Below are 23,892 nucleotides of genomic sequence, written 5' to 3' on the forward strand. Positions count from 1 at the left end.
TGGAGTAAGCTAATGCTCAATACACTTTCTAAGAAAAATATCCTGACAGAACTTATTTGGGATTCACCGTCTCATGATGATCGAGATACGGGATACAGCAAATGGATGGCCACTGTTCGTCGTAGCCATCGAATGTATGTCTACATCGCCAATGATGATGCGACCCAAGGGGATTTGCAAAATCTCGTTGGCTACTCGGAGAATACCTCCCCTGGTTGTGAACCCTTTGCCGTGCATCTGCGTAATTTATTAGGCGATGGTATCTATTATGTCAAGTTGGCAGAGAACCAGCATTATTTCTTAATTGTTTATAATGGGGGGATTGTCAGTGGAACGGATTGTATCGTCAGTGAGGTGTTCTTTAATGAAATGCTAAACCAACTGCCTGAATCACGATTCTCTACTCTAAACATCAGTGAAGTGACTGCTGCGCAATTCGAAAGGATCATGGAGTCCTGCGAAGCAAAACAGTTGGTTTACAAAAGGAAGCAGCGCCTTTTTTGGGTCGGCGTGGGGGTTGGGGTGCTGGTTTTACTCATCGCTTCAGCTATTTTTCTGTATAGCATAATCGCAGGCTAATTTATGATTAAGGGCTTACAGCTTCGGAAAAATACAAAACCCATGTCAAGAAAAACGATAGTGGGTTTTGTTATCGTTATTATATTGTTACTCACAACTATCGGTTCTGGAGGATGGTATTATTTTGTCCATAAACCAGCGTTAGCCGTTGCCGAAATGAAACGTCAGCAAGATGAGCAGCTATCGCGAGATATCAAAGAAGTTGATGATTTTTATTTGACATCTTTGTCGGGAGGTAGCATCCAGAGCCTGATCTCATTATTGACTGAGATAGTTGCGAGTTATGAGTTATTGAATAAGTTTAGTTACACCAATGAAACTTTTGTTTGTGACTCACGCAGCTGCTCCTTTAATTATCAGCTTGGCAAGAATGGCACCTTTGCTGTAATGCAAAAAACGTTTTGGGGAAAGACCTACACTTCTAATTTTTCAACTAAAGGGTTTGATTATACTGGTATTAAGTCCGGATTGAATAATAACGAAGTGCTTGTGCAATATAAGAAAAGGAATAATAAAGGATTGAAATATCCATGCGGAGATGTACTAAGTTACATTTACTCCTGGAATACAATAATGGCACGCGAATGGGAAATTAAAATAGATTCGCCACCTTCCTCAAAAGTGCTTGAAAAGGAGAAAACACTGGCATTAAAAGGTAGAGCTACGCTGTTTAAGTTTAACTTCATAAAATGGTCAATGAAGTTTCCTAAATTAGAACCCAAGGATAATAGTAAATTACTTTATCTGGCAAGTCTATTTGGGCGTCAGGCATATAGTGATGCTTTTATTGTCCAAAAAATAGATAGTGTGAAAGCGAAAAAAATATCAGGAGTTGTTGTATGCAAAAGTGGAATTTGAGAGTTGCTATGATGTTATTGATAGCTGTTATTTCTTCATCAGGCATTGCTGAAGACGGTTCAGTAAATGGTGAGCCAGAGGTTGTACCTGCGCCGATTCAGGATCATATTTCAAAAATCGTTGAGGAAGACTTTTCCTATAACCAGACGCAGCGTCGTCTGTCGCAAGAAGTTGAACTGGCGAAGTTGCGTCTTGAAATGGCAAAACTAAAAAGCGAAGCCGCAGAGCTAGTCTCACCACCCTTAATGACGCCGTATTCTGCACCTGTTTCCGATTCAGACGGTAAGGATAAAAAAAGTCCTCCCGTAACGAAAGCTAGTGGCGAACCTAAAATTCTGATGCTTTCACAACTGGCCGGTATTACACGTGCTGCAATCTTAATTGGCGATAAAACTATTTTTGTTCGCCCTGGTGAAGTATTTCCAGCAAATGGGAAGGAGTATACCGTTCAACAAGGAAGTGGCATAAAAAATGCCATTGTGAAGGAAGTGCTGCGGTGATCGTAGATTATGTTCGTTTAACGGAAGAGGCCATCCATAACGGTGAGTGGACTTTTTACGAAATAGAGGAGCGGATGCTCATTGGCCGACTGGGTGAGCAGGATTTTCTCGTTTCACAGCGTTCGTTGATAGATGAACTACATATTCTTCAGTATGAACTTCGTAAGCTAAACGATATTTATAGACATAATGTGGTGGGGATTGCAGGTGTTAATGAGGCGGTTTATTTTAAGGTTTTTGAACTGGTCTCTTTGCAGAAGCAACGGCGTATTGCTCTGGATATTAGCGAAACGCAAAAAGAGCTGGAGTCAATTTTACTGGATGCAGTGAGATTGGGGGCAAGCGACCTGCATATCACGCGCAATGATATCATTGCTCAGTTTGAGGTTCGTGTGAATGGGCTCCTGATGCCGATGATGCAAATGCCCTCCAGCAAGTGTGATGAGCTGGTGTTCGTACTGTATAACGTACAGGCCACCACGCGGGACACTACCTGGAACCGGACCATTCCCCAAAGTGCAAACATCCTCTATACCTTAAATAAACGCAGTTTTCGTTTTCGCTACGCGCATTTCCCTGTTTTTGGTGAAACAGCGGATTGTTACCACGCAGTATTACGTATCATCCCGGCTGGGATGGCGAAAGGTTCGGTAGCCAATCTGGATAAGCTGGGTGTCTCTTCAGAAGAATTAGACGACCTGAAGAAAATTCTCAGTAACCCTTATGGCGCTTATATTATTGCTGGCACCACCGGTTCAGGGAAGTCCACTACCCTGAAAAACCTGATGGAGTGGTTGCAGATCAATCGCTACGGGGATCGGGGATGCTTTTTAACCGTTGAAGATCCGGTTGAATATCAAATCTACGGCGCTAAACAAAGTTCGGTTTTAAGCACCGATGGCGGCGGTTTCCATTCAGCGATCAAATCCGCGTTGCGACGTGACCCTGATGTCCTGATGGTTGGGGAAATTCGCGACAACGTATCCGCGAATGCCCTGGCAGGGGCCGTCGAAAGTGGTCACTACTGTTTTACCACCGTCCATGCTGGGAACATTGTTTCATTGCTTCAGCGCTTATCGGCAATGGGGATCACTAAAGACAAATTATCCACACCGGGTTTTGTTGCAGGGCTTCAATGCCAGAAACTGGTGCCTGTTATCTGCGCACATTGCCGAAAGTCCGTAGAGATAAGCTTTGGTGGACGGTCCATGAGTCTGTATGAACAAAATGAGTCGGGTTGCGATAACTGCAAACGTACCGGGATTAGCGGTAGGCAACTGGTTATGGAATATATGCGCCCTACCTACGATGAAATGGAAGCCATCTCAAGAGAAGCCTGGCTACAGGTCTATACGTTTTGGCGAAAAAAACGCATCACAGCCGCTGGAATTAGTGAAGGGTTTGAGATTAAAGAGAAAGTATTTGCTGAAGTATTACGTGGACGCGTTTGTGCCACGTGGTTTTCTTTGGAGTTTGGCGATATCGAACAGGGCGATATGGAGGTGATCCTTGGCAAAATTTAGCAAAAAACAACGACTTTATTTATATAAATTCTGTGCCGATATGATCGCAACCGAGTTGCCACTGTATGATTCACTGATTAAATTGCAGCATGAAGGCAAAACTTTATTAGGCAGCGGTTTCGCCCAGAAAGTGGGACTCCTCACGAAAAATATGGAGGCTGGACTGACCGGGGCTTCCATTGCCATAATCTTTGAAGGGTTGGTCCCACAAAGTGAACTCAGTGTGATAAATGCCGCTGAGCAAAGTGGGAGCCTGGCAGATGGATTTATGACGCTTGTTAATGTTATTACATATAACAGTGAGCTAAAAAGTAAAATCCTGTCCTCGGTCACATTCCCTATTATAATGTTTATTATTTCTCTGGTTGTAATTTCAGGCTATGCGCTAAAAGTCTTCCCCGCGTTTGAAAGTGTGGTACCGGTGAGTAAATGGCCAAAAGTCACACAGGTGTTATATACTTTCGGACAAGCGCTAGCGGCTGGATTATGGATGTATATATTAGCATGGGTTGTTTTTGCAGTGATAATTATAAAATTACTGCTGACGAATCTTTGTGGCCCTTTACGTAATAAAGTTGTTGATCGTATTCTTCCCTTCTCGACATATAAACAAATTGCAGCGTCAATCTTCCTTAATAACTTGGCCTTAATGTTGAAAAATAATATTCCGCTTAATGATGGTTTGGCAATTATTTTATTAAATTCAAACAAGTGGTTAAGATCGCACATTAACGCGATGCGTGAAAATATGGCGACTGGAATGGGCTACGGGGAAGCGCTTAATACTGGGTTATTTGGCGCGGAAACATTGCTGAATATCAGTCTGTATGCTGGGCTCCCTTCTTTTAATGAGGTGCTAAACTCAGTTTCCAACAAGTCGAGGGAAAATGTGAGGTCATATATTCTTAAATTATCAGGTGTATTGAAATCACTGTCGACTTTGGTGCTCGGTGGGAGCGTTATTTGGGTGTTTGCCGCATTATTTTCGCTTTCAGATACGCTTGGGAAAATGGGGTCGAGTGGATCGTTTTAAAAAGGAAATAGGATGAATATGTTAAGCCCGAAAAGATTTTTCTTTTTGCTACTTGTCGGTTCGTTGCCGTTCAGCACCCTTTATGCCAGTAGCCCGAAAGGAGGTGCATTTAACTTCGCCGAAATTGATACTAGCGGAGGTAGCACAGACCCGTTAGATATGCCATTGGCTTTGCCGGTAGCTAATTTTTTTGGTTATACCCGTGATGGGAATAAATATTCCTATACTGCAAAAAACTCTCTGCCGATAGCGATAAATATTATGTATATCGAGTCGTCTTTTGGCCATATACCTGACTCTCAACAACCGCCGATCACAGATGATAATTTCGATTTTTCAGAGCATTATATGCATTACAACGCTGACGAAAGGTACAGTTGGGTGAGTGGTGGTAAAGAAGGAGACTGGAGTTTACCAATCATTAACGCAAAACCCCATGTTCTGGGGGATGCTATCCCGGCTATTACCGCATGTTATGGTTCGTATGAAACGCCTAAGGAATCACGTTACAAGTGTCGACCTGCTTCGACAACCTCTACGCAGGAACTATCTGGTTATAATAACCTGATCAATTTTGCGGCCAGTAAAAATAAACCGTTGTGGGTTGGGTCAATCGTTTTCCCTGCCGCATCTGATGGACCGGAGGGAAATACCAGTAATGTAGCTATCGGTGGTGAAGGGCACGAAATGGTCATTTATCTGCCGCATCGTCGTATGTCATTAATACATTTCGAAGCTATTCTTTTGGGGGATGCTAAAGGTAGTGACCGACGTCTTGCTGCGTGGACGCTTAAAAGTGATGATGGTGAGCATTTTATTCCCTACCTGGACTCATATGATGATGTTATGGGGCCGGCATTTGTCTCAGTAGGAAAAGATACATTAAATAATCGAACACTCGAGCCCCTATATCTAATTCCTTATTACATGAACGATAGCGTGCGTATTATCGATATTGCGGCTATTCATACTCGACTGGTAGGTGGTGTTGAATGGCCTGGCATATGGAGCGATCATGCACCGGTGGCCTCTGGGTTGGGGATCGAAGGGAGTAATATCTTCATGTGTTTTAATGGGGAAAAAGGCTCTGTGGATGATTATACCGACCTGGAACATTTCCAGGAGCCTTCGATAACAGGGATCAGTCCCGATAGAAACAGTAATATATTTGTTCCTGAAGGACAAAAGGGGTTTACGCTGGCGCAGTTTTTAGCGGCAATGAGTTACCCGCCGGCTACTGAGGATAATGCCTATATCTGTGACACGAAAGGTACGCAATTATTTTCTAATCGAATTGAGTATTATCCTACCGGACCTACTGTTAATGACTTTTCTGATTTTATGGTGCTTGAAAAAAATATCACGCTAAAACAGTAATCGTTCAAGTGGTATCAGTCGTTTCCAGAAGCATTCAAAGGACTGAATTTATGTATACATTTTATTTGTGGTTTTACCCGGTAATGGCAGCGATATTGGGTTTGTTTATCGGTAGTTTCCTTAACGTCCTGATCTATCGTCTGCCACTCATGCTGTACGCACAAAGTAATGCTGATGCCGAGGGCGTCAACCTGTGGTGGCCACCTTCGCACTGCCCTCAGTGTGGGGGACCGGTATGGCGTCGCGATAATATCCCTGTCTTAAGTTGGCTTTGGCTTAAAGGGAAGTGCCGTCACTGCCATTGCGCTATCTCGGTGATCTACCTTATCTCAGAGTTAGTGTGCGGCCTCGTTTTCACCCTACTGACTATCCTGGCGTGGCCGCAGTATACCGAAATCCAGATCGCGAGTTTTTTCCTCTTTTTTTGCTTGCTGTATAGCTTGGCAGCGATCGACTTCCAGCACTTATTGTTGCCAGATACCCTGGTCTTTTTACTGTTGTGGAGCGGCCTCGCTTGCTCAGTTGCGGGAATAACTGATGTCAAACCGCGATCGGCTATTTATGGCGTTATTATGGCGTGGTTGTTGATCTACAGCGTGATGACGGCGTATGCGAAAATACGTGGACGAGAAGGGTTAGGCAATGGCGATGTCAAACTTATTGCGGCTATCTCCGCATGGCTGGGGGTTGAAAAACTTCCGGCATTAATCATTCTCTCATCTGTCTTCGGTATTATTCTGTATCTGTTTTTCCTGCGCTCTAATAAGTGTCGTTCAATTGATGAGGATAATTCAGACTCGCCAACATCTTACATCCCCTTTGGCCCCGCGATTTCAATCTCCGCGCTGCTGTTATTTTATATGGGATTGTACTGAACCATGCGCCGTCTAATCTGTGGAGCCTGTTTATTGTCACCACTCACAGGATCGGCAAGTAATCAGGCGGGTTTTACTCTGGCGCTGGTGAGTATTGGCCAATTGTCAGTAGTCACTACCGAGGAGATTTTTACCCCTGTACTTTTGATGAGAGAAAAAGAAAAGACACCTCTCCTGGCACAGATGGCTGGGACTACTTACCCTCGTTTTCTTGCCCCTCTAGCTATTCCGCTGCGTGTGACGTCGTCCTTTCGTTTTCGTTATCATCCTGTAACGCATCGCTTTGCTCAGCATGAGGGAACTGATTATGCTGCCCCTCGTTTGACACCAGTCCTGGCGAGTGAGCAGGGAATAGTGGTGGAGGCGGACACCCATCCCTTCGCGGGTAATTATGTGGTTCTACAGCATCCTGGCGGCTGGCGTAGCCGCTATCTGCATCTGGATAAAATTATTGTTACGATGGGGCAGAAGGTGGCGAGAGGCAATTTGATTGCGCTGTCGGGAAATACTGGCCGAACCACCGGCCCTCATCTGCATTTTGAGCTTTCCTGGCGGGGGCATTTGGTCAATGGTGAAAAATACCTTTCATCCTCCGCCCATTATGCCAACCTCCACTCGGTGCAAGCCATCGCTCGCGCGCCGAAACCCGCCGTGCCTAAAGTGATTATGATCGCGGAAATAGCGGGCAAGAAAAAAGTTATCATTAAGTATCAAGGTAAAACGATATTTGCCAGTCCGAATCAGACAGTGTTCGGCAACTATAAAGTGGTTATGCAAAGTGGACGTTATCGGTTACAGAATATGACACCTACGGGTTAATGTTTTCGTTCCCTGGATAACTCTGGTATAAGATTTGTCAGGACTAAAAGGTCAACTTTATGATCACGAGGAACAACATGCGTATCAACGTTTCAACAGGAATGGTTGCCGTTGCCCTGCTGCTGGCTGGCTGCAGTTCCAGCAATGATTTGACTGCAGGCGGGCAGAATGTTCGCTTTGTTGAAGATAAACCGGGCGCAGAATGCCAGCTGGTTGGCACCGCAACGGGAAAACAGAGTAACTGGCTCTCTGGTCAGCATGGCGAAGAGGGCGGCTCTATGCGTGGTGCGGCCAATGCGCTTCGCAATCAGGCCGCAGAGTTGGGTGGGAACGTTATTTACGGCGTTAGCAGCCCGACTCAAGGGATGCTCTCCAGCTTTGTTCCGACCGACAGCGAAATGATCGGCCAGGTTTATAAATGCCCTAACTGATTTCTCAGTGGCGAATACGCCCTCATTGTTGAGGGCGTTTTGTTATTTTGCTGTCTTTTGCCATAGCGCGTGAATTGCGCGTAAGCAGCGTTCACGTGGCAGATGATCCGCCCCGGATGCCAGCGTGCTCACTGAAACCTGACACGAAATTCCTTCCAGGTTTTTCAGCCGTGGGCTAAACGCCAGTAGCCGTTGGGCAACCGCTTTATTATCTTCACGATTGCGGGTTTTCACCACGGTGCCGTACGCCTGCTGTTCACCTTGCTCATCCGTATAGTGATATACGAGTGCCAGCGTTTCGCTAAACAGTGCCAGCTTCCATGCTGGATGCTGATACGTATCATATTCCAGTTCGCCACCCGGCTTTATCTGTGCATCGTATAGCGGTAAAAAATCCAATAAAGAGGCCAGACGCAGCGATAGCGGATGCATTCCCGCATTATTGATAGCGTGGGTAATCGCATTAATGATCAAGGCGATTTGTGCATCTTCAATTATCAGCAACAGGGTATTGCCGCCCTGAAGCGTCAAGGTCAGTTGCAGTTCATTTTTACGCTTATTCAGCGGCTCGATTTTCTCAACGCGTTGACGTACGTCCGCGTGCAGCAGTTCACTTTGGGTCAAGTCAGGAATATTCTTTTGTAGCGCTGCCGTGGCGGCGTCCTGCTGCTGTTTAAAGCGGGCTTTTTGTTTGCTGCTACCCAAATGCTGCAGGTGCAGGCGATATTCGAAACAGATCAACAAATCGCGCAGTGCTAACGCGGGAAGCAACAGCAACTGCTGCTCGTTGTGCTGGTTTATTTTTAGCGCCAGCGCCAAAAATTGTTCGCCGTGGCGAATGACGCCGGTATTCATGCCGGTGAGGATTGCGCTCATGATGTTCTCCCTGTTTTTGCGGGGGCTAAAATAGCACTCACAGGGCGCAGGGAAGAGTCGGTATCCGGACTTGCCACCTACGCGAAGGGCTACGCGCAGGTGATAGTTGACAGGTCTTAGTTCTGACGCAGCTGTAAATCGAGTGGCGTTTTGCTCGGCTCGCCACCAATCTCGCGCGCCAGTTTCGGCACCATATACCCGGACACCCTCGTCAGCAGGTCGCGCATAATCGCCCGAGCCTCTTCGTCACTCACCATAAAGTGCGCCGCACCTTGCACCTTATCGAGCACGTGCAGGTAATACGGCATCACGCCTGCATCAAACAACGCATTACTGAGGTCTGCCAGGGTTTGCGCATTATCGTTCACACCGCGCAGCAGGACGCTCTGGTTGAGCAGCGTTACCCCCGCCATTTTAAGTTTGCGCATCGCCAGCCGAAATTCATCATCAATTTCCTGGGCGTGGTTGACGTGATTCACCAGCAGAATTTGCAGTGATGAAACGGCGAAACGTTCCGCCAGTCCCTCGGTAATACGCGCCGGGATGACAATCGGTAAACGGCTGTGGATACGCAGGCGCTTGATATGCGGGATCGCTTCCAGGGCGTCAAGCAGCCAGGTCAGTTCATGATCTTTGGCCATCAGCGGATCGCCGCCGGAGAAGATTATCTCATCGAGTTCAGGATGGGCTGCGATGTAATCCAGCGCCACCTGCCAGTTACGCTTATTGCCCTGGTTATCGGCATACGGGAAATGTCGACGGAAGCAATAACGGCAGTTCACCGCACAGCCCCCTTTGACCAATAGCAACGCCCGGTTGCGGTATTTGTGCAGCAGGCCAGGCACCACGCTGTGCTGTTCTTCCAGCGGGTCGGTACTGAAACCAGGGGCGGCAACGAACTCCTGCTGCGAGGTCAGAACCTGCAGCAGCAATGGGTCACGGGGGTTGCCTTTTTCCATGCGCGCGGCAAACGCCCGCGGAACACGCAGCGGGAATAAGCGTCTTGCTTCACGTCCGGCGAGCAAATTTTCATCAGCGTCTACATTTAATAGACGCAACAGTTCATCAGGATCGGTGATTACATCGGCAAGTTGCGATAACCAATCTTCTCTGGATGGGGTGTTTAGGGTTACAATATGCGCCATTTTGTGGCTTAGCTACCAGTTAACAAATTTAGAGGGCCTTATGGCGACTTATTCTAGCAACGATTTCCGTGCCGGTCTTAAAATCATGATGGACGGAGAACCGTACTCCGTTGAATCCAGCGAATTCGTAAAACCAGGCAAAGGCCAGGCGTTTGCACGCGTTAAGCTGCGTCGTCTGCTGACCGGTACTCGCGTTGAGAAAACCTTCAAATCTACCGATTCCGCTGAAGGTGCAGACGTTGTAGATATGAACCTGACTTACCTGTACAACGACGGTGAGTTCTATCACTTCATGAACAACGAAACCTTCGAGCAGCTGGCTGCCGATGAGAAAGCGGTTGGCGAAAATGCTAAATGGCTGCTGGATCAGGCTGAGTGCATCGTGACGCTGTGGGATGGCCGTCCAATCGCCGTTACCCCACCGAACTTCGTTGAGCTGGAAATCGTTGAAACCGATCCAGGCCTGAAAGGTGATACCGCAGGTACTGGCGGTAAGCCAGCAACTCTGAGCACCGGCGCGGTGGTTAAGGTTCCTCTGTTTGTACAGATCGGCGAGACGATCAAAGTGGATACCCGCTCTGGCGAATACGTTTCTCGCGTGAAGTAATTCATGCTATAAAAAGTCGGCACAGCATTGTGGCTGTGTCGATTTTTCTTCAAGGCGCAGGGATGATGAACCGTTTACTCAAACTCTTCTTTATACTGCTGTTCACCGGTACGCTGCTTTCGGGCTGCAACACTTTCCGCGGCTTCGGTCAGGACGTCCAACATCTGGGCAACTCAATCTCGCACGCTGCAAGCTAATCCCTTCCCATCATCCTAAAATTTTGCTGTTTTCGTCCACATTGGGCGATTTTGTCTATGCTTATCTTGCTACACAAATAATACTGACTGGCAAAAAAGGATGACATTATGATTAAGAAAACCATTGCTGCGTTCTTTTCTCTCCTGGTGCTCTCTTCTGTACTTTCGGGGTGTAACACCACGAAAGGGGTAGGGCAGGATATTTCTGACGGCGGCGACGCGATTTCAGGTGCAGCGACCAAAGCTCAGAACTAAAGATGTTCGGTACGGCTCTCCGGCCGTACCGTTATTCAACGCACTTGGCTGATGCGGCTGTGGGAATAAAAGGCGAAAAGCGATTTTCGACCTTTAATTTCATACGGATATTGCGTTTATAGGTATACACCGTTTTGCCGTTAATCTGCATTTCACTGGCGATCGCGTGATTGCTGGCACCCTCCATCCACAACGACAGCACTTTCTCTTCCTGACGAGTGAGCAGTGGCAGAGCGTTACGTGCCGGATTAACGATTGGTCCGCTATGCAGAATCTCAATAATACGGCGAGAGAGCGTTTCCAGCGGCGCTTTTTTAGAAATAACGTCACCGACATTTTTAAATAAGAAGGGCTCGTTCTGGAGTCGAATCAGGCGCGTACGTTGTTCACAGACGGCCAGCAGCGCGGGCAAAAAATGAGATTGCTTCAGATCGTGCTGAAAATCAGTAAAGTCAGCGATCACTAAATGCGGCTGCCAGCTTTCGACATGAGCTTTCGCCAGTAATAAGCTGTTCAGTTGAGTGACCAAAAATGATAACGAATCACCATTGACCTGCTGCAACCTTTTTTCTAACCCAAGACGGGTGAAACTGCAGCGATCAATAATCAGAATTTTATACATGCTGGGTAAATGAGTGCTTCATAGTGTGCGGATGCAAAGGGATCATGAGGCCATCATAGAGACTATTACGCTCAAATAAAAAGGCGATCTCCGCATTGAAATGCGCTCATTTCACTTAATCATCGCGGAAAATGAACTTAACGCAAATTACTTGCATCCGTGGAATCAGCGGCTAAAATAAACACTCTTCTTAACCTTGCAGGACGACCTGCAAGCGTATCGATAAAACCGGGGACGACCCCAATCTGGAGTCAAAAATGTCCTGGTTAATTCTTGTTGTGGCAGGTCTTCTTGAAGTGGTTTGGGCCGTTGGCCTGAAATATACCCACGGTTTTACCCGATTGGTGCCGAGCGTGATTACCGCGACGGCGATGATCGTCAGTGTCGCTATGCTGTCATGGGCGATGAAAACCCTACCAGTGGGCACCGCCTACGCCATCTGGACCGGTATCGGCGCGGTTGGTGCGGCTGTCACGGGTATTCTGCTGCTCGGTGAATCTGCCAGTGCCGCTCGTATTTTCAGCCTGGTGCTGATCGTCTGCGGCATCATTGGCCTGAAGCTCAGCGCGCACTAATACGTCTGCTTCACCCACACTAACTTCTGTACGGGGAAACCCTGCCGGGTCGCGATATCCAGCATCTGCTGCTTCATTTCTGCGGAAATGGTGGGCGTGCGAGCGAGGATCCACAAGTAATCGCGATCCGGCCCACAGACCAACGCATGTTTATACTCTTTATCCACCGCGATAACGTTATAGCTGCCATAGAACGGGCCGATGAAGGACACCTTCAAGGCGGCCCGGTCAGGTGAGCCGGTAAAATATGCGATGCCGTCGACTTTTTGCCACATCCTACGGTCCGGGTTATAGCCTCTATTGAGTACGTTAATGCCGCTATCGCTGCGCAGGCTGTAGGTGGCGGTGACTCTCTCCAGCCCTTTTTCAAAATTGTGGTCCAGGCGGGCGATTTCATACCATGTGCCGAGATAACGATTGGTGTCAAACGGGGAGACGACGGTTACGCCGGGGGGCGGAACGGGATGACTACAGGCAACAACCAAAAACGCAGCAGCAACAGTCGCAATGATGGGCAGCAGACGCATGGTAATGTCCTTGCATGTTTTTTTGTAAGTGTAGAACCGAGCGGGGAAAAAGTACGAGAAGCACAAAGAAATATGCCCGGCGTGTGCCGGGCATCTCAGCTTTAAATGAAAATCACACCAACCAAAGTGATGACGGTCAGAATAGCCGCCAGACCATAGAATACCCATTTGCCATTCGGCACATGAATTTTCAGGTCATGCATGGCGTGATGGATACGGTGCAGACCGCACCACAGCGGCAGAACAATCATCAGGAACAGGAACGCGCGGCCAACAAAGCTTTGGGCAAAGGCGAGCACCCTTTCGTAGCTGAAGGCGTCATGCGGAGCCAGGCCGAGCGGCAGCAGAATGCCGACCAGCAGCACCATCACCGGTGCGACAATCGCACCCCACATACCGCCAGCCCCAAACAGGCCCCAGAATACGGGTTCGTCCGAACGTTTTGGATTTGGATTGATCATCTTGGTCTCCTTACCAGAACAGTGCGACAAACAGGACCACCACGGTGACTACAATCGTCACCCCCCACAGCGCTTTAATCACTGGCTCGGGTCCCATTTTTTCGCCTTTTACGATAACGTTAGCGGCTTTTGGTGCCAGTTCGAACCAGGTTTTGGTGTGCAGTAAGGCTGCCGCTAAGGTGATCAGATTGAGGATAACCACAATCGGGTTTTGCAGAAAACCGACGTAACCCGCCCAGGATTCGGCCCCGTGTTTCAGGGCAAACAGGCCGTAAATCAATACGATGCTGAACCACACCGTGGGAACTGCCGTGCCTTCGCGAATCATATAGAAGCGATAGAAGGGCAGTTTTTTCCACCACGTGGAAGTCATCGGCTGCACGTAGGGTTTGCGTTTTGTCGTCATGATGCACTCCTTAGCGTGGTTTCAGGGTTGCGATAAGAAAGTCTTTCGAACTTTCCACTTTGCCCTGCTGAATGGCGGCGGCCGGATCGACATGCTTCGGACAGACTTCCGAGCAATAGCCAACAAAAGTACAGCTCCAGACGCCATTTTTGCCGTTCAGTTGCGCCATACGCTCCTTTTTGCCGTGGTCGCGGTTATCTTCGTTATAACGATGCGCCAGAGTAATTGCCGCCGGGCCAATAAATTCCTTATTGAGACCAAACTGCGGGCAGGCGGCATAACACAGGCCGCAGTTGATGCAGCCGGAGAACTGATGGTATTTCGCCATCTGGGCCGGGGTTTGCACGTTCGGCCCCTGATCCGGTGTGCGCGGATTACCGATGATGTACGGCTTAATCGCTTCCAGACTTTCGATAAAGTGGGTCATGTCGACCACTAAATCACGCTCAATCGGGAAGTTAGCCAGCGCTTCGACTTTAAGGCCGTTTTCGTATTCACGCAGGAAGGTCTTACAGGCCAGCTTCGGCACCTTGTTGACCATCATGCCGCAGGAACCGCAAATCGCCATGCGACAGGACCAGCGATAGCTCAGGTCTGGGGCGAGGTTATCTTTGATATAGCCGAGCGCGTCTAACAGTGACGTTTGTTCGTCATACGGCACGTCGTAAAACGCGCTATGCGGGGCCGTGTCCACTTCCGGGTTGTAGCGCACGATCTCGACTTTCAGGTTTTTCATCTCAGCCATTCGCCTTCTCCTTCTTATCGGCCGCTTCCGCTTCGCCACCGTACATGCGTTTTGCCGGTGGCAGAGTGGTGATTTTCACATCACTGTAGTCGAGGCGCGTGGTGCCATCGGCATCGCGGAAGGCGAGGGTATGCTTGAGGAAGTTCACGTCATCACGTTCGGTACAGCCTTCATCCAGACGCTGATGCGCCCCGCGAGACTCTTTTCGTGCGAGCGCGGAATGCGCCATACATTCTGCAACGTTCAGGCCGTGACCCAGTTCGATGGTGTACAGCAGGTCAGTGTTGAAAACGCTTGAGGTATCGGTAATGCGTACGCGTTTAAAGCGTTCCTGCAGCTCCGCCAGCTTGTCGATGGTCTTCTGCATCAACTCCGGTGTGCGGTAGATGCCGCAGCCTTCTTCCATCGACAGGCCCATTTCATCGCGTATTTTCGCCCAGTTTTCGCTGCCTTCCTGATTAACCAGCGCCTTTAGGCGTTTTTCGACATCGACAACTTGTGCATCCAGTGCGGCGCTGTTGGCTTCGCCTGCGGTAGAGGCGCGTTCCATCGCCCGTTCACCGGCCATACGACCAAACACCACCAGTTCTGCCAGTGAGTTTGAACCCAGACGGTTTGCGCCGTGCAGGCCGACGGAGGAACATTCTCCCACCGCAAACAGGCCTTTGATTCGGCTTTCACATTGCTGGTCGGTTTCAATTCCGCCCATAGTGTAGTGCGCGGTAGGACGCACCGGAATCGGGTCTTTCACCGGGTCGACACCGACGTAGGCTTTTGCCAGTTCGCAAATGAACGGCAAACGCTCCAGCAGCTTTTTCTCACCGAGGTGGCGCAGGTCCAGATAGACCACGTCGCCGCGAGGCGTGGCGATAGTGTTGCCCTTACGCCATTCGTGCCAGAACGCCTGCGACACTTTGTCGCGCGGGCCCAGCTCCATGTATTTGTTCTTTGGTTCACCGAGCGGGGTTTCCGGACCCATGCCGTAATCCTGCAAATAACGATAGCCGTCTTTATTGACCAGAATACCGCCTTCGCCACGGCAGCCTTCGGTCATTAGAATGCCGGAGCCCGGCAGGCCGGTAGGGTGATACTGAACGAATTCCATATCGCGTAGCGGCACGCCGTGGCTCAACGCCATGCCCATGCCGTCACCGGTGACGATGCCGCCGTTGGTGTTGTAGCGATAAACGCGTCCGGCACCACCAGTCGCCATCACCACCGCGTTGGCGCGAATTTGAATCAGTTCGCCTTCCATCATGTTCATCGCCACGAGGCCGCGAGCCTGGCCATCATCGACCAGGATATCCAGCACGAAATGCTCGTCAAAGCGTTGAATTTGTGGGAACTGAAGAGAGGTCTGGAAGAGGGTGTGTAGCATGTGGAAGCCGGTTTTGTCCGCGGCAAACCAGGTACGCTCGATTTTCATCCCGCCGAAGCGGCGCACGTTGACAGAACCATCCTCACGGCGACTCCACGGGCAACCCCATTGCTCAAGCTGGGTCATCTCGGTAGGGCAGTGGTGAACAAAGTAATCAACAACATCCTGCTCACAGAGCCAGTCACCCCCGGCGACGGTATCGTGAAAATGGTACTCAAAGCTGTCATGGTCCTGAGCGACCGCCGCAGACCCGCCTTCGGCGGCAACGGTGTGGCTACGCATAGGATAGACTTTTGAAATCAGTGCGATTTTAGCGTTGGGATTAGCTTGCGCTGCGGCGATGGCCGCTCGTAATCCCGCTCCGCCTGCGCCTATAACGGCTAGATCGGCATGAAAGGTTTGCACGACATTCCTCCAGAATTGTTGTTATTCCGCAACATGCTTAACCAAAGGTAGTTCACCCGTTCAGCAAAGCCATTGCGAAAGCGATTCCACTGCTCCTTTATGGGTAGTGCAGTATATCCGCAAGGATGTGAGGGAAATTTGACGCGTTCGATTTTTTTGCTGATCCGTGCGGTGAATTATCATTGAAATTGATTAAGTCGATCACGAAATCAGGCGGGTCGCGGAAAAGTGATTTTTCATCGACCAAAATTTGTCTCATGCAGCGCTTGCGAGTAGACTTCGGGCCTTTGTTTGAATTCGGAGAGTTTTCCCATGAGCGAAACGGCCACCTGGCAGCCGAGCGCCTCCATCCCCAATCTGTTAAAACGCGCGGCCATTATGGCGGAAATCCGCCGCTTCTTTACCGACCGCGGTGTGCTTGAGGTGGAAACGCCGTGCATGAGTCAGGCGACGGTAACGGATATTCATCTGGTCCCGTTTGAGACACGTTTCGTCGGCCCCGGTCATTCTCAGGGCATCAATCTGTACATGATGACCAGCCCGGAATATCACATGAAGCGCCTGCTGGCGGCAGGATGTGGCCCGGTTTTCCAACTGTGCAGAAGCTTCCGTAACGAAGAGATGGGGCGTCATCACAACCCTGAATTCACCATGCTGGAGTGGTATCGCCCACATTACGACATGTACCGCCTGATCAACGAAGTCGACGATCTGCTGCAACAGGTACTGGAATGTCAGCCAGCGGAGAGCCTCTCTTATCAGCAGGCGTTTCAGCGTCATCTGGAAATCGACCCGCTGTCGGCAGATAAAACGCAGCTGCGCGAAGTGGCGGCCAAACTCGATCTCAGCAATATTGCCGATACTGAAGAAGACCGCGATACCCTGCTTCAACTGCTGTTCATGATGGGTGTAGAACCACATATCGGCAAAGACCGTCCAACCTTCATCTACCACTTCCCGGCAAGCCAGGCGTCACTGGCGCAGATCAGCACCGAAGATCACCGCGTGGCGGAGCGTTTTGAGGTGTATTACAAAGGTATTGAGCTAGCGAATGGTTTCCATGAACTGACCGACGCGCGCGAACAGCAGCAGCGTTTCGAGCAGGACAACCGCAAGCGTGCCGCCCGTGGTTTGCCGCAACAGCCTATCGACGTCAATCTGCTGGACGCGCTGAAAGCCGGTCTGCCGGATAGCTCCGGTGTGGCACTCGGCGTTGATCGTCTGGTGATGCTGGCGCTGGGCGCAGAAAACCTCGCGGATGTGATCGCTTTTACGGTGGATCGCGCCTGAATAAGCAGTGAGTGGTTACACCCTCTCCCCGCAGGAGAGGGCATCAGGCCGCTCTGGTTTACAAACTTCCCGCCGGGCGACGTCCCGCAGACGACAGCGTTCTCCCCGTTTTCCGTCCATCCAGGGTTTCCAGACGCATCTGGAACGGTGGGAACGGCATGTCTATCCCATGCTCGCGGAAGCCTGCCAGGATCAGCTGGTGGATCTCGTGGCGCAGCGGCATACGGTGGCCCATTTCGGCGGCATAGATACGCAGTTCGAAAATCTGGATCCCCTGTTGCAGGTCAACGAGGAAGACTTCCGGCGCAGGAGTGTCGATAACCAGCGAACAGCGCTCGGCGGCGGTCATCAAAATTTGCGTGACCTCTTCGCTGTTGGCATCCGATGGGGCCGGAACGGTCAACACCACGCGGGTGACCGAGTCCGACAGCGACCAGTTGATAAACTGCTCGGTGATAAACGCCTTGTTGGGCACGATTATCTCTTTGCGATCCCAATCGCTGATCGTTGTCGCACGGGTGTTGATCTTGGTCACGCTGCCGGTTAAATCGCGGATCGTGACGGTATCGCCAATACGGATTGGCTTTTCGAACAGGATGATCAGGCCGGAAATAAAGTTGGCGAAGATCTCCTGCAAACCAAACCCGAGGCCGACACCGAGCGCGGCAACCAGCCATTGTAGTTTCGCCCACTCAATCCCAATCATCGAGAAGCCCACCAGGCCACCGACCAGCATCAGCAGATATTTGGTGATGGTGGTGATGGCATAACCGGTGCCCGGTGTCAGGCTAAGATGCTGCAACACCGCCAGCTCAAGCAGGGCAGGGAGATTACGCACCAGCTGCGTGGTGACGATGAACACCAGGATAGCAATCAGCACCGCACCGAGCGTAATCGGCTCCAGGCTTTCCACCCCTTGCACCGTCGAGGTCACATCCCAGAGAGAGATGTTCTCAAGGAAGCCAAACGCTGAATGAATTTCTGACCACAGCACAATCACCGACACCAGGGCTATCAGCATCAGGATGGACCGCACCAGCCGCAGAGACTGTGCGCTGAGCGTGTCGAGATCCACTTCGCTAATATCCACTTCCGGTGACCCTTCCAGGCTCATGCTGTGGTGCGGATCTTCTTCGCCGCGCGCGCGCTGAGCCAGCATTTCTGCCCGGCGATGTTTAGCCCGATCGAAGGCGATACGACGACGCTGGATAAGCATCCAACGGCGGATCACATGATAAATCACCAGCAGCAAGAACCAGATCGCGACCGAGGTTTCCAGACGCGCCAGCAAGGCTTCTGCCGTTGCCAGATAGCCCACTAACGCCGCAAAAATCGCAATCAGCGGCGCGCCCATCAGCAGGTTCCACAGCATTCGGTTGATCATGTTGTCGCCGTTGCCCTCTTTGTCGAGGAACAGCGGAATGCCTGCGCGTTTAAGGCTAAGGGTCACAATCGCCAGCGCGCCGCAGATCAACACGAAACAGAGTCTGCCGAGAGACGACGAGAATTCCCTATCATGCAGATTATCAAACATGAACAGCGCCATGATCAGCGGCACGATGAGGCCAATGCTCATCAGATAATAGCGCATCGCCCGCGCCACGCGGTTACGCGGCCAGCCGAAGTGGGCGACAAACAGACCATTCGGGCGGGCAAAGGCGGCGCAAATCATGACCACCCACAGCAGCGGCACGGTGGCGGTTACGCCGTTGCCAATCGCCACCGCCAGCGGATAGGGCCACGCGGCCTGTAACCCGTAGCCCAGCGTCATCCATAGCACGGGTAATGGGGAGGCAACCAGAATCGACCAGAACACGGTCCGGAGCGTGAGCCAGAAGTGATCTTGCGTAACTTTTCCCACCCGGTTGCTGGAACGCTCCAGGAAGCGGGTGAAATGTTTGCGGGAGCTGATGCTGAAGCCGACGAGGATCAGCGCGGCAAACAGCGGGATCAGCGTTTCTTTACTGGTCAGCATCATGACCGACGCTTTGCCCAACTGGCTGAATGTATCGAGTGAAATCAGACGACGCAGATCCTGGACGATTTCCAGCGGCCAGGCGAAGGTAATCGGGCTGACATCGGAGGTCCAGAACAGATAGCGGTGCGTCGCTTCGTTAATTTCTTTCAGCGCCTCTTCCAGCTGACCGTTGGCCACTTTCAGCTTGGTAAGTTCGAGGATCAGCGTATCGCCACCCTGTAACAGCGAGTTGAGCAATTCGCGTTGGGTGCGCAGCTGTGCTTCAAGAATACGTGTCTCGTCGCTGGCCAACGGCTGGCCATCCGCCTGTCGAATTTCTCGTAGCTGTGGCTGTTTACTGAGCAAATCTTCATAGCGCAGACGGTGCACGCGCAGCTGCGCCATTTCGGTGTCGAGCTGCTGCGGTTTCGGCATCTCCGGCAGACGCGCAACCTGGGCGCGCAGGGCTTCGCCTAATAGATTGGATGAGCCCAACCATTGAGACTGTTCCCGTAATGTGTTGAGCGCCTGGCGGACCTGTAAGGTCTGATTGGTGGCCTGACGCTGCTGCGATGCCACCAGATCCATCCGTTGTGCCTGCTGATTCAGCGCCTGTGACAGCTCGCGGTTAACGGCGAATTGTTTCACCAGGCTTGGCGGCAGGTTGGCGCTGTTTTCGGCCAGTAACTCGGTGCTTTCCAGCGCCTTTTCCGCTTCACGCTGACGCTGGCTATTGAGTTGATTCCGCAGCGCCTGCAAATAAGCATCGAGCTGTTCGCTCTGCTTCTGTGCCAGTTCAGAGCGCATGCGCGCCAGTTCCTGACGATTGTTGGCAGACAGCTGCGCCAGCTCCAGTTCATCGACCTGGGCTTTGAGCTTGGCGGATTCCGCCTGCAGGCTGAGATTCTGTGCCTGTGCGGTTTTGCCCGTCGCGGTGCCGACCCGACGTTCTACGTCGTTGAGCTGGCGGCGCGCATCGGTTTGCTGTTGGGGCAGCTGACTCAGTGAATCGGCAATTTCCCGGGCGCGCTCCTGCTCCTGTTGGGCCTGACGGCTCTTTTCCAGCAGTTGACTACTAACCTGCAGGATTTCCTGACTCAAGGCATCGCTAGTGAGGTTTTCCGGTGCCTGACGCGGCTCATCGCGCAAATTAGTCAGCTGGGTGCGCAGCGTCTGGGAAAGTTTGGGGAAGTTGTCGATAACTTGCTGATATTGCTGTGCGCGCTCAAGCGAACCTTTACGTTCCTCGAGCGCGTTCAGCGCAGACTGGAGTGCCTCAACGGCTTCAGGCTGGGCGGGCTTTGCCGCTTTCGCCTGTTCCAGTTCCTGTGATATTTGATTGGCGTCGGGGGCGCTGGCTGCGTACGCCCCCATGCTGAGGCACCAGGCCATCAGTAAAGTGATAATCAGGCGCACGTCAGCGGTCCTTCTAAAGTTAAACCTGGTCTTTGTTGGCGTCGGTCTGTGGGGCGACATCTTCAACGATAGTCACCTCATCTTCCACGATGACAACCGGTTCTGTTTCTGGCGCGGCGAACGTCTCAGTCGAAACCGCCAGCGGCATACCGATTTTGGTAGCCGACAGACTGGCGAGCTGTTCGACCAGCTGAACTTTACCTGGCGCAAACAGGTTGATTACGGTGGAACCCAGTTTGAAGCGACCCATTTCCTGACCTTTCAGCAGGGCAACAGAGCCTTCGCTTTCGCCTGTAGGCCAAGTCCAGCGTTTGATCACCCCTTCACGTGGTGGCGTAATAGTGCCAGCCCAGACGGTTTCAATGCTGCCAACAATCGTTGCGCCGACCAGAATCTGTGCCATTGGGCCAAATTCAGTATCAAACAGACAGATAACGCGTTCGTTACGGGCAAACAGGTTCGGTACGTTCTGCGCCGTCAGATGGTTGACGGAGAACAGGTCGCCGGGCACATAAATCATTTCACGCAGGATACCGTTACACGGCATGTGTACGCGGTGATAGTCGCGCGGCGACAGATAGGTCGTCGCGAAAGAACCATTACGGAACAGGTCTGCCATCAGGTAGTTGCCTGCCAGCAGCGCTTCCAGACTGTAGTTATGGCCTTTCGCCTGTAGGATTTTGTCGTCTTCGATTTTACCCAGCTGGCTAATCACGCCGTCTGCTGGCATGACCAGAACGCACGGGTCGGTATCAATCGGGCGCACTTCATCGCGCAGCGGACGTACAAAGAAATCGTTAAAGGTGCGATAGCTGGCGGTGTCAGGCTTCTGCGCCTCTTTCATGTCAACCTTGTAGAATTTCACGAACATATCGATGACCAGTTTCGTCAACCAACCTGCTCGTTTGCTTGCGCCCCAGCCTGCGAGGCGGGTGAGCCACAGTTTAGGCAAAAGATATTGAAGCGAAAGTTTAAATGAATTTAGCAAGGTAGCCTCCAGGCCAATGGTTGTAACAGGCTCCGGGATTCTGAGCCTTTTAAAAAAGGGGCTGATTCTATCGGCGATCAGCTTAAATGTCAGTCGTCGGTTTCAGAAAAGCTTTTACGCGATTTTACCTGCGACATACTTTCCAGAATGCGGTGATAATTTTCAAAACGTGTTTGCGCTATCTCACCTTTGGCGACCGCTTCACGAATGGCGCAGCCAGGATCGTTATCGTGTTTACAGTCTCGATATTTGCAGTCGCCTAAGTAATTCTGGAATTCGACAAAACCGTTAAAGATTTGTTCCGGCTCAAGGTGCCAGAGACCAAACTCACGCACTCCAGGGGAGTCGATAACATCGCCGCCGTGCGGGAAATGGTACAAACGAGAAGCGGTGGTGGTATGTTGGCCGAGCCCCGAGTTATCAGAAACATCGTTGGTCAGAATTTCTTTTTGCAGGCCCAGAAGGTTGTTCAGCAGGCTGGATTTACCCACGCCGGACTGGCCCGCAAAGATGCTGATACGCCCGGTGAGCGCTTCTTCAAGCGGCTTCAGGCCATCTTTCTTGTGGCTGGACACCATCAGCACGGGGTAGCCAATCTTGCGATAGATGTCCATCTGCTCATCAACAAACGCTCTGCCTTTGTCATCAAGAAGATCGATTTTATTCAGCACAAGCAGCGGCTCAACGTCGAGCGTCTCGCAGGCGACAAGATAGCGATCGATAATATTAAGAGATAGCTCTGGCAAGATGGCAGATACGACGACGATCTGGTTGATATTTGCGGCAATCGGTTTTACGCCGTCGTAAAAGTCCGGGCGCGTCAGAACCGACGTGCGTTCATGCACCGCTTCTACGATGCCTTTGACGTTCACGCCTTCTGCGGCGGTTTTACCCGGACGCCAGACCACGCGGTCGCCAGTCACCAGGGAACGAATGGTGCGGCGGATATTGCAGCGGTGAACGCTGCCTTCGGTGTCTTCGACGTCGGCATGCATACCGAAACGGCTTATCACAATGCCTTCAGCTTTTTCGCCAAACAGGTTGTCATCGAAATCGGGCTTCTCCGAAGTCGTTTTAAGACGGCGCTCGTGGTTGGCGTTCACCCGGCGCTGCTGACCTTTGGAGAGTTTATTTTTACTCAATCGTGCTGACTCCTGGTCGCCCCTGAGGGGCAAAACCTCTATGATACACGCTATTTTAGATGAATATAGTCACTGTCGTTGTGACGCGAGAAGGGTGGAAAATAGCATGAGTGCAAATGAAAACAACCTCATTTGGATCGATCTTGAGATGACGGGCCTCGATCCCGAGCGCGATCGCATTATTGAAATCGCAACGCTGGTGACCGATGCGAACCTTAACATTTTGGCAGAAGGCCCGACCATCGCGGTACATCAGTCCGATGCGCAGTTAGCGCTGATGGATGACTGGAACGTGCGCACCCATACCGGCAGCGGTCTGGTTGAGCGGGTAAAAGCCAGTACCCAGGACGATCGCGCTGCGGAACTCGCCACGATTGAATTCCTCAAGCAGTGGGTACCGGAAGGAAAATCGCCTATTTGCGGCAACAGCATTGGCCAGGACCGTCGCTTCTTGTTCAAGTACATGCCTGAGCTGGAATCCTACTTCCATTACCGCTATCTGGATGTCAGCACCCTGAAAGAGCTGGCGCGTCGCTGGAAACCGGAAATTCTCGACGGCTTCAAGAAACAGGGCACCCATCAGGCGATGGACGACATTCGCGAGTCAGTGGCTGAACTGGCGTATTACCGCGAACACTTTATTAATCTGTAAGCGTGTTGCCCGGCGGCACAGGCCTGTCGGGCGCATGAGTGGGGCGTTTGGTCTAAAAAACGGCGATATGATGAATATTCCATCACTTGAACTGAATTTCAAAAAAATCGCTTACAGGGGGGTTGCAGCTAAAAGGATTTCTCGTATAATGCGCCTCCCGTAACGATAGGAATTTCCGCGTTACGGCAGCACCAAATTTGCGGGAATAGCTCAGTTGGTAGAGCACGACCTTGCCAAGGTCGGGGTCGCGAGT

At 51.0% G+C, this 23,892-nt stretch carries 26 protein-coding genes; 15 read left to right on the plus strand and 11 right to left on the minus strand.

Annotation, left to right across the window (positions count from 1 at the left end; all coding sequences use genetic code 11):
* Nucleotides 1-12 precede the first annotated feature (12 nt).
* From SIK69_RS07535 to SIK69_RS07575, 9 genes are all read left to right on the plus strand, one after another.
* Nucleotides 13-579: a pilus assembly protein gene (locus SIK69_RS07535; RefSeq protein WP_319785779.1), complete on the plus strand. Its 567-nt coding sequence runs from the start codon at nt 13-15 to the stop codon at nt 577-579.
* A 3-nt stretch (nt 580-582) separates the two neighbouring features.
* On the plus strand, nt 583-1,437 hold the full coding sequence (locus tag SIK69_RS07540; protein WP_319785780.1) for a hypothetical protein: 855 nt from the start codon (nt 583-585) through the stop codon (nt 1,435-1,437).
* Entirely contained in the window at nt 1,419-1,937 is a 519-nt protein-coding gene (locus SIK69_RS07545) for a hypothetical protein (protein WP_319785781.1), read from the plus strand. Before SIK69_RS07540 ends, SIK69_RS07545 begins: the two co-directional genes overlap by 19 nt.
* The gene (locus tag SIK69_RS07550; RefSeq protein ID WP_319785782.1) at nt 1,934-3,460 is read left to right on the plus strand and encodes an ATPase, T2SS/T4P/T4SS family; all 1,527 of its coding nucleotides are present in this window, start codon (nt 1,934-1,936) and stop codon (nt 3,458-3,460) included. The genes SIK69_RS07545 and SIK69_RS07550 overlap by 4 nt, the downstream gene beginning before the upstream one ends.
* Nucleotides 3,447-4,493 (plus strand): type II secretion system F family protein, encoded by a 1,047-nt coding sequence (locus SIK69_RS07555; protein WP_319785783.1) that lies wholly within the window; start codon nt 3,447-3,449, stop codon nt 4,491-4,493. The genes SIK69_RS07550 and SIK69_RS07555 overlap by 14 nt, the downstream gene beginning before the upstream one ends.
* A 12-nt stretch (nt 4,494-4,505) precedes the next feature.
* A complete protein-coding gene (locus tag SIK69_RS07560; RefSeq protein ID WP_319785784.1) occupies nt 4,506-5,870 on the plus strand; it encodes a hypothetical protein in 1,365 nt (454 codons plus the stop codon).
* A 50-nt stretch (nt 5,871-5,920) separates the two neighbouring features.
* A complete protein-coding gene (locus SIK69_RS07565) occupies nt 5,921-6,745 on the plus strand; it encodes a prepilin peptidase (protein WP_319785785.1) in 825 nt (274 codons plus the stop codon).
* A gap of 33 nt (nt 6,746-6,778) precedes the next feature.
* Nucleotides 6,779-7,564 (plus strand): M23 family metallopeptidase, encoded by a 786-nt coding sequence (locus SIK69_RS07570; protein WP_319785786.1) that lies wholly within the window; start codon nt 6,779-6,781, stop codon nt 7,562-7,564.
* Between the two features lie 77 nt (nt 7,565-7,641).
* Entirely contained in the window at nt 7,642-7,995 is a 354-nt protein-coding gene (locus tag SIK69_RS07575) for a DUF4156 domain-containing protein (protein WP_319629199.1), read from the plus strand.
* A gap of 42 nt (nt 7,996-8,037) precedes the next feature.
* Here the strand turns inward: SIK69_RS07575 and yjeJ are convergent, their stop codons facing one another.
* Together yjeJ and epmB are read right to left on the minus strand one after the other, a co-directional pair.
* Complete coding sequence (gene yjeJ, locus SIK69_RS07580; protein ID WP_319785787.1) at nt 8,038-8,871, minus strand: YjeJ family protein; 834 nt, start codon at nt 8,869-8,871, stop codon at nt 8,038-8,040.
* A 116-nt stretch (nt 8,872-8,987) separates the two neighbouring features.
* Nucleotides 8,988-10,016, minus strand: a complete 1,029-nt coding sequence (gene epmB, locus SIK69_RS07585; RefSeq protein WP_319629201.1) for an EF-P beta-lysylation protein EpmB — start codon at nt 10,014-10,016, stop codon at nt 8,988-8,990.
* A gap of 40 nt (nt 10,017-10,056) precedes the next feature.
* On the opposite strand from epmB, the gene efp reads away from it, so the two are divergent.
* From efp to ecnB, 3 genes are all read left to right on the plus strand, one after another.
* A complete protein-coding gene (efp, locus tag SIK69_RS07590) occupies nt 10,057-10,623 on the plus strand; it encodes an elongation factor P (protein WP_319629202.1) in 567 nt (188 codons plus the stop codon).
* Nucleotides 10,624-10,688: 65 nt separating this feature from the next.
* The gene (locus SIK69_RS07595; protein WP_373422901.1) at nt 10,689-10,820 is read left to right on the plus strand and encodes an entericidin A/B family lipoprotein; all 132 of its coding nucleotides are present in this window, start codon (nt 10,689-10,691) and stop codon (nt 10,818-10,820) included.
* Between the two features lie 108 nt (nt 10,821-10,928).
* The gene (gene ecnB, locus SIK69_RS07600; RefSeq protein ID WP_319785788.1) at nt 10,929-11,075 is read left to right on the plus strand and encodes a lipoprotein toxin entericidin B; all 147 of its coding nucleotides are present in this window, start codon (nt 10,929-10,931) and stop codon (nt 11,073-11,075) included.
* 31 nt (nt 11,076-11,106) lie between these two features.
* On the opposite strand, the gene SIK69_RS07605 is transcribed toward ecnB, so the two are convergent.
* Nucleotides 11,107-11,697, minus strand: coding sequence for a LuxR C-terminal-related transcriptional regulator (locus SIK69_RS07605; protein ID WP_319785789.1), 591 nt, complete (start codon nt 11,695-11,697; stop codon nt 11,107-11,109).
* 257 nt (nt 11,698-11,954) lie between these two features.
* Here SIK69_RS07605 and sugE point away from each other — a divergent pair, with 257 nt between their 5' ends.
* Complete coding sequence (sugE, locus tag SIK69_RS07610; protein ID WP_319629206.1) at nt 11,955-12,272, plus strand: quaternary ammonium compound efflux SMR transporter SugE; 318 nt, start codon at nt 11,955-11,957, stop codon at nt 12,270-12,272.
* Here the strand turns inward: sugE and blc are convergent.
* The 5 genes from blc to frdA form a co-directional block, all read right to left on the minus strand.
* Nucleotides 12,269-12,799 (minus strand): outer membrane lipoprotein Blc, encoded by a 531-nt coding sequence (gene blc, locus SIK69_RS07615; protein ID WP_319629207.1) that lies wholly within the window; start codon nt 12,797-12,799, stop codon nt 12,269-12,271. The genes sugE and blc overlap by 4 nt on opposite strands.
* Before the next feature lie 101 nt (nt 12,800-12,900).
* On the minus strand, nt 12,901-13,260 hold the full coding sequence (gene frdD / locus SIK69_RS07620; RefSeq protein WP_319785790.1) for a fumarate reductase subunit FrdD: 360 nt from the start codon (nt 13,258-13,260) through the stop codon (nt 12,901-12,903).
* Nucleotides 13,261-13,270: 10 nt separating this feature from the next.
* A complete protein-coding gene (frdC, locus tag SIK69_RS07625) occupies nt 13,271-13,666 on the minus strand; it encodes a fumarate reductase subunit FrdC (RefSeq protein ID WP_312628970.1) in 396 nt (131 codons plus the stop codon).
* Between the two features lie 10 nt (nt 13,667-13,676).
* The gene (locus tag SIK69_RS07630; RefSeq protein ID WP_319629209.1) at nt 13,677-14,411 is read right to left on the minus strand and encodes a succinate dehydrogenase/fumarate reductase iron-sulfur subunit; all 735 of its coding nucleotides are present in this window, start codon (nt 14,409-14,411) and stop codon (nt 13,677-13,679) included.
* Nucleotides 14,404-16,194 carry a fumarate reductase (quinol) flavoprotein subunit gene (frdA, locus tag SIK69_RS07635; RefSeq protein WP_319785791.1) on the minus strand — a complete coding sequence of 597 codons (1,791 nt, stop codon included), beginning with the start codon at nt 16,192-16,194 and terminating at the stop codon, nt 14,404-14,406. Before frdA ends, SIK69_RS07630 begins: the two co-directional genes overlap by 8 nt.
* Before the next feature lie 312 nt (nt 16,195-16,506).
* Between frdA and epmA the strand changes: the two genes are divergently transcribed.
* Nucleotides 16,507-17,484, plus strand: a complete 978-nt coding sequence (epmA, locus tag SIK69_RS07640; RefSeq protein ID WP_319785792.1) for an elongation factor P--(R)-beta-lysine ligase — start codon at nt 16,507-16,509, stop codon at nt 17,482-17,484.
* A 58-nt stretch (nt 17,485-17,542) separates the two neighbouring features.
* Here epmA and mscM read toward each other — a convergent pair whose 3' ends face one another.
* The 3 genes from mscM to rsgA form a co-directional block, all read right to left on the minus strand.
* The gene (mscM, locus tag SIK69_RS07645; RefSeq protein WP_319785793.1) at nt 17,543-20,857 is read right to left on the minus strand and encodes a miniconductance mechanosensitive channel MscM; all 3,315 of its coding nucleotides are present in this window, start codon (nt 20,855-20,857) and stop codon (nt 17,543-17,545) included.
* Between the two features lie 19 nt (nt 20,858-20,876).
* Nucleotides 20,877-21,845, minus strand: a complete 969-nt coding sequence (gene asd, locus SIK69_RS07650) for an archaetidylserine decarboxylase (protein ID WP_319785794.1) — start codon at nt 21,843-21,845, stop codon at nt 20,877-20,879.
* Between the two features lie 89 nt (nt 21,846-21,934).
* Complete coding sequence (gene rsgA, locus SIK69_RS07655) at nt 21,935-22,987, minus strand: small ribosomal subunit biogenesis GTPase RsgA (protein ID WP_319629214.1); 1,053 nt, start codon at nt 22,985-22,987, stop codon at nt 21,935-21,937.
* Between the two features lie 106 nt (nt 22,988-23,093).
* On the opposite strand from rsgA, the gene orn reads away from it, so the two are divergent.
* Nucleotides 23,094-23,639 (plus strand): oligoribonuclease, encoded by a 546-nt coding sequence (gene orn / locus SIK69_RS07660; RefSeq protein ID WP_319629215.1) that lies wholly within the window; start codon nt 23,094-23,096, stop codon nt 23,637-23,639.
* Nucleotides 23,640-23,892: the final 253 nt, after the last annotated feature.

The organism is Scandinavium lactucae (assembly GCF_033843265.1).
Classification (GTDB): domain Bacteria; phylum Pseudomonadota; class Gammaproteobacteria; order Enterobacterales; family Enterobacteriaceae; genus Scandinavium; species Scandinavium lactucae.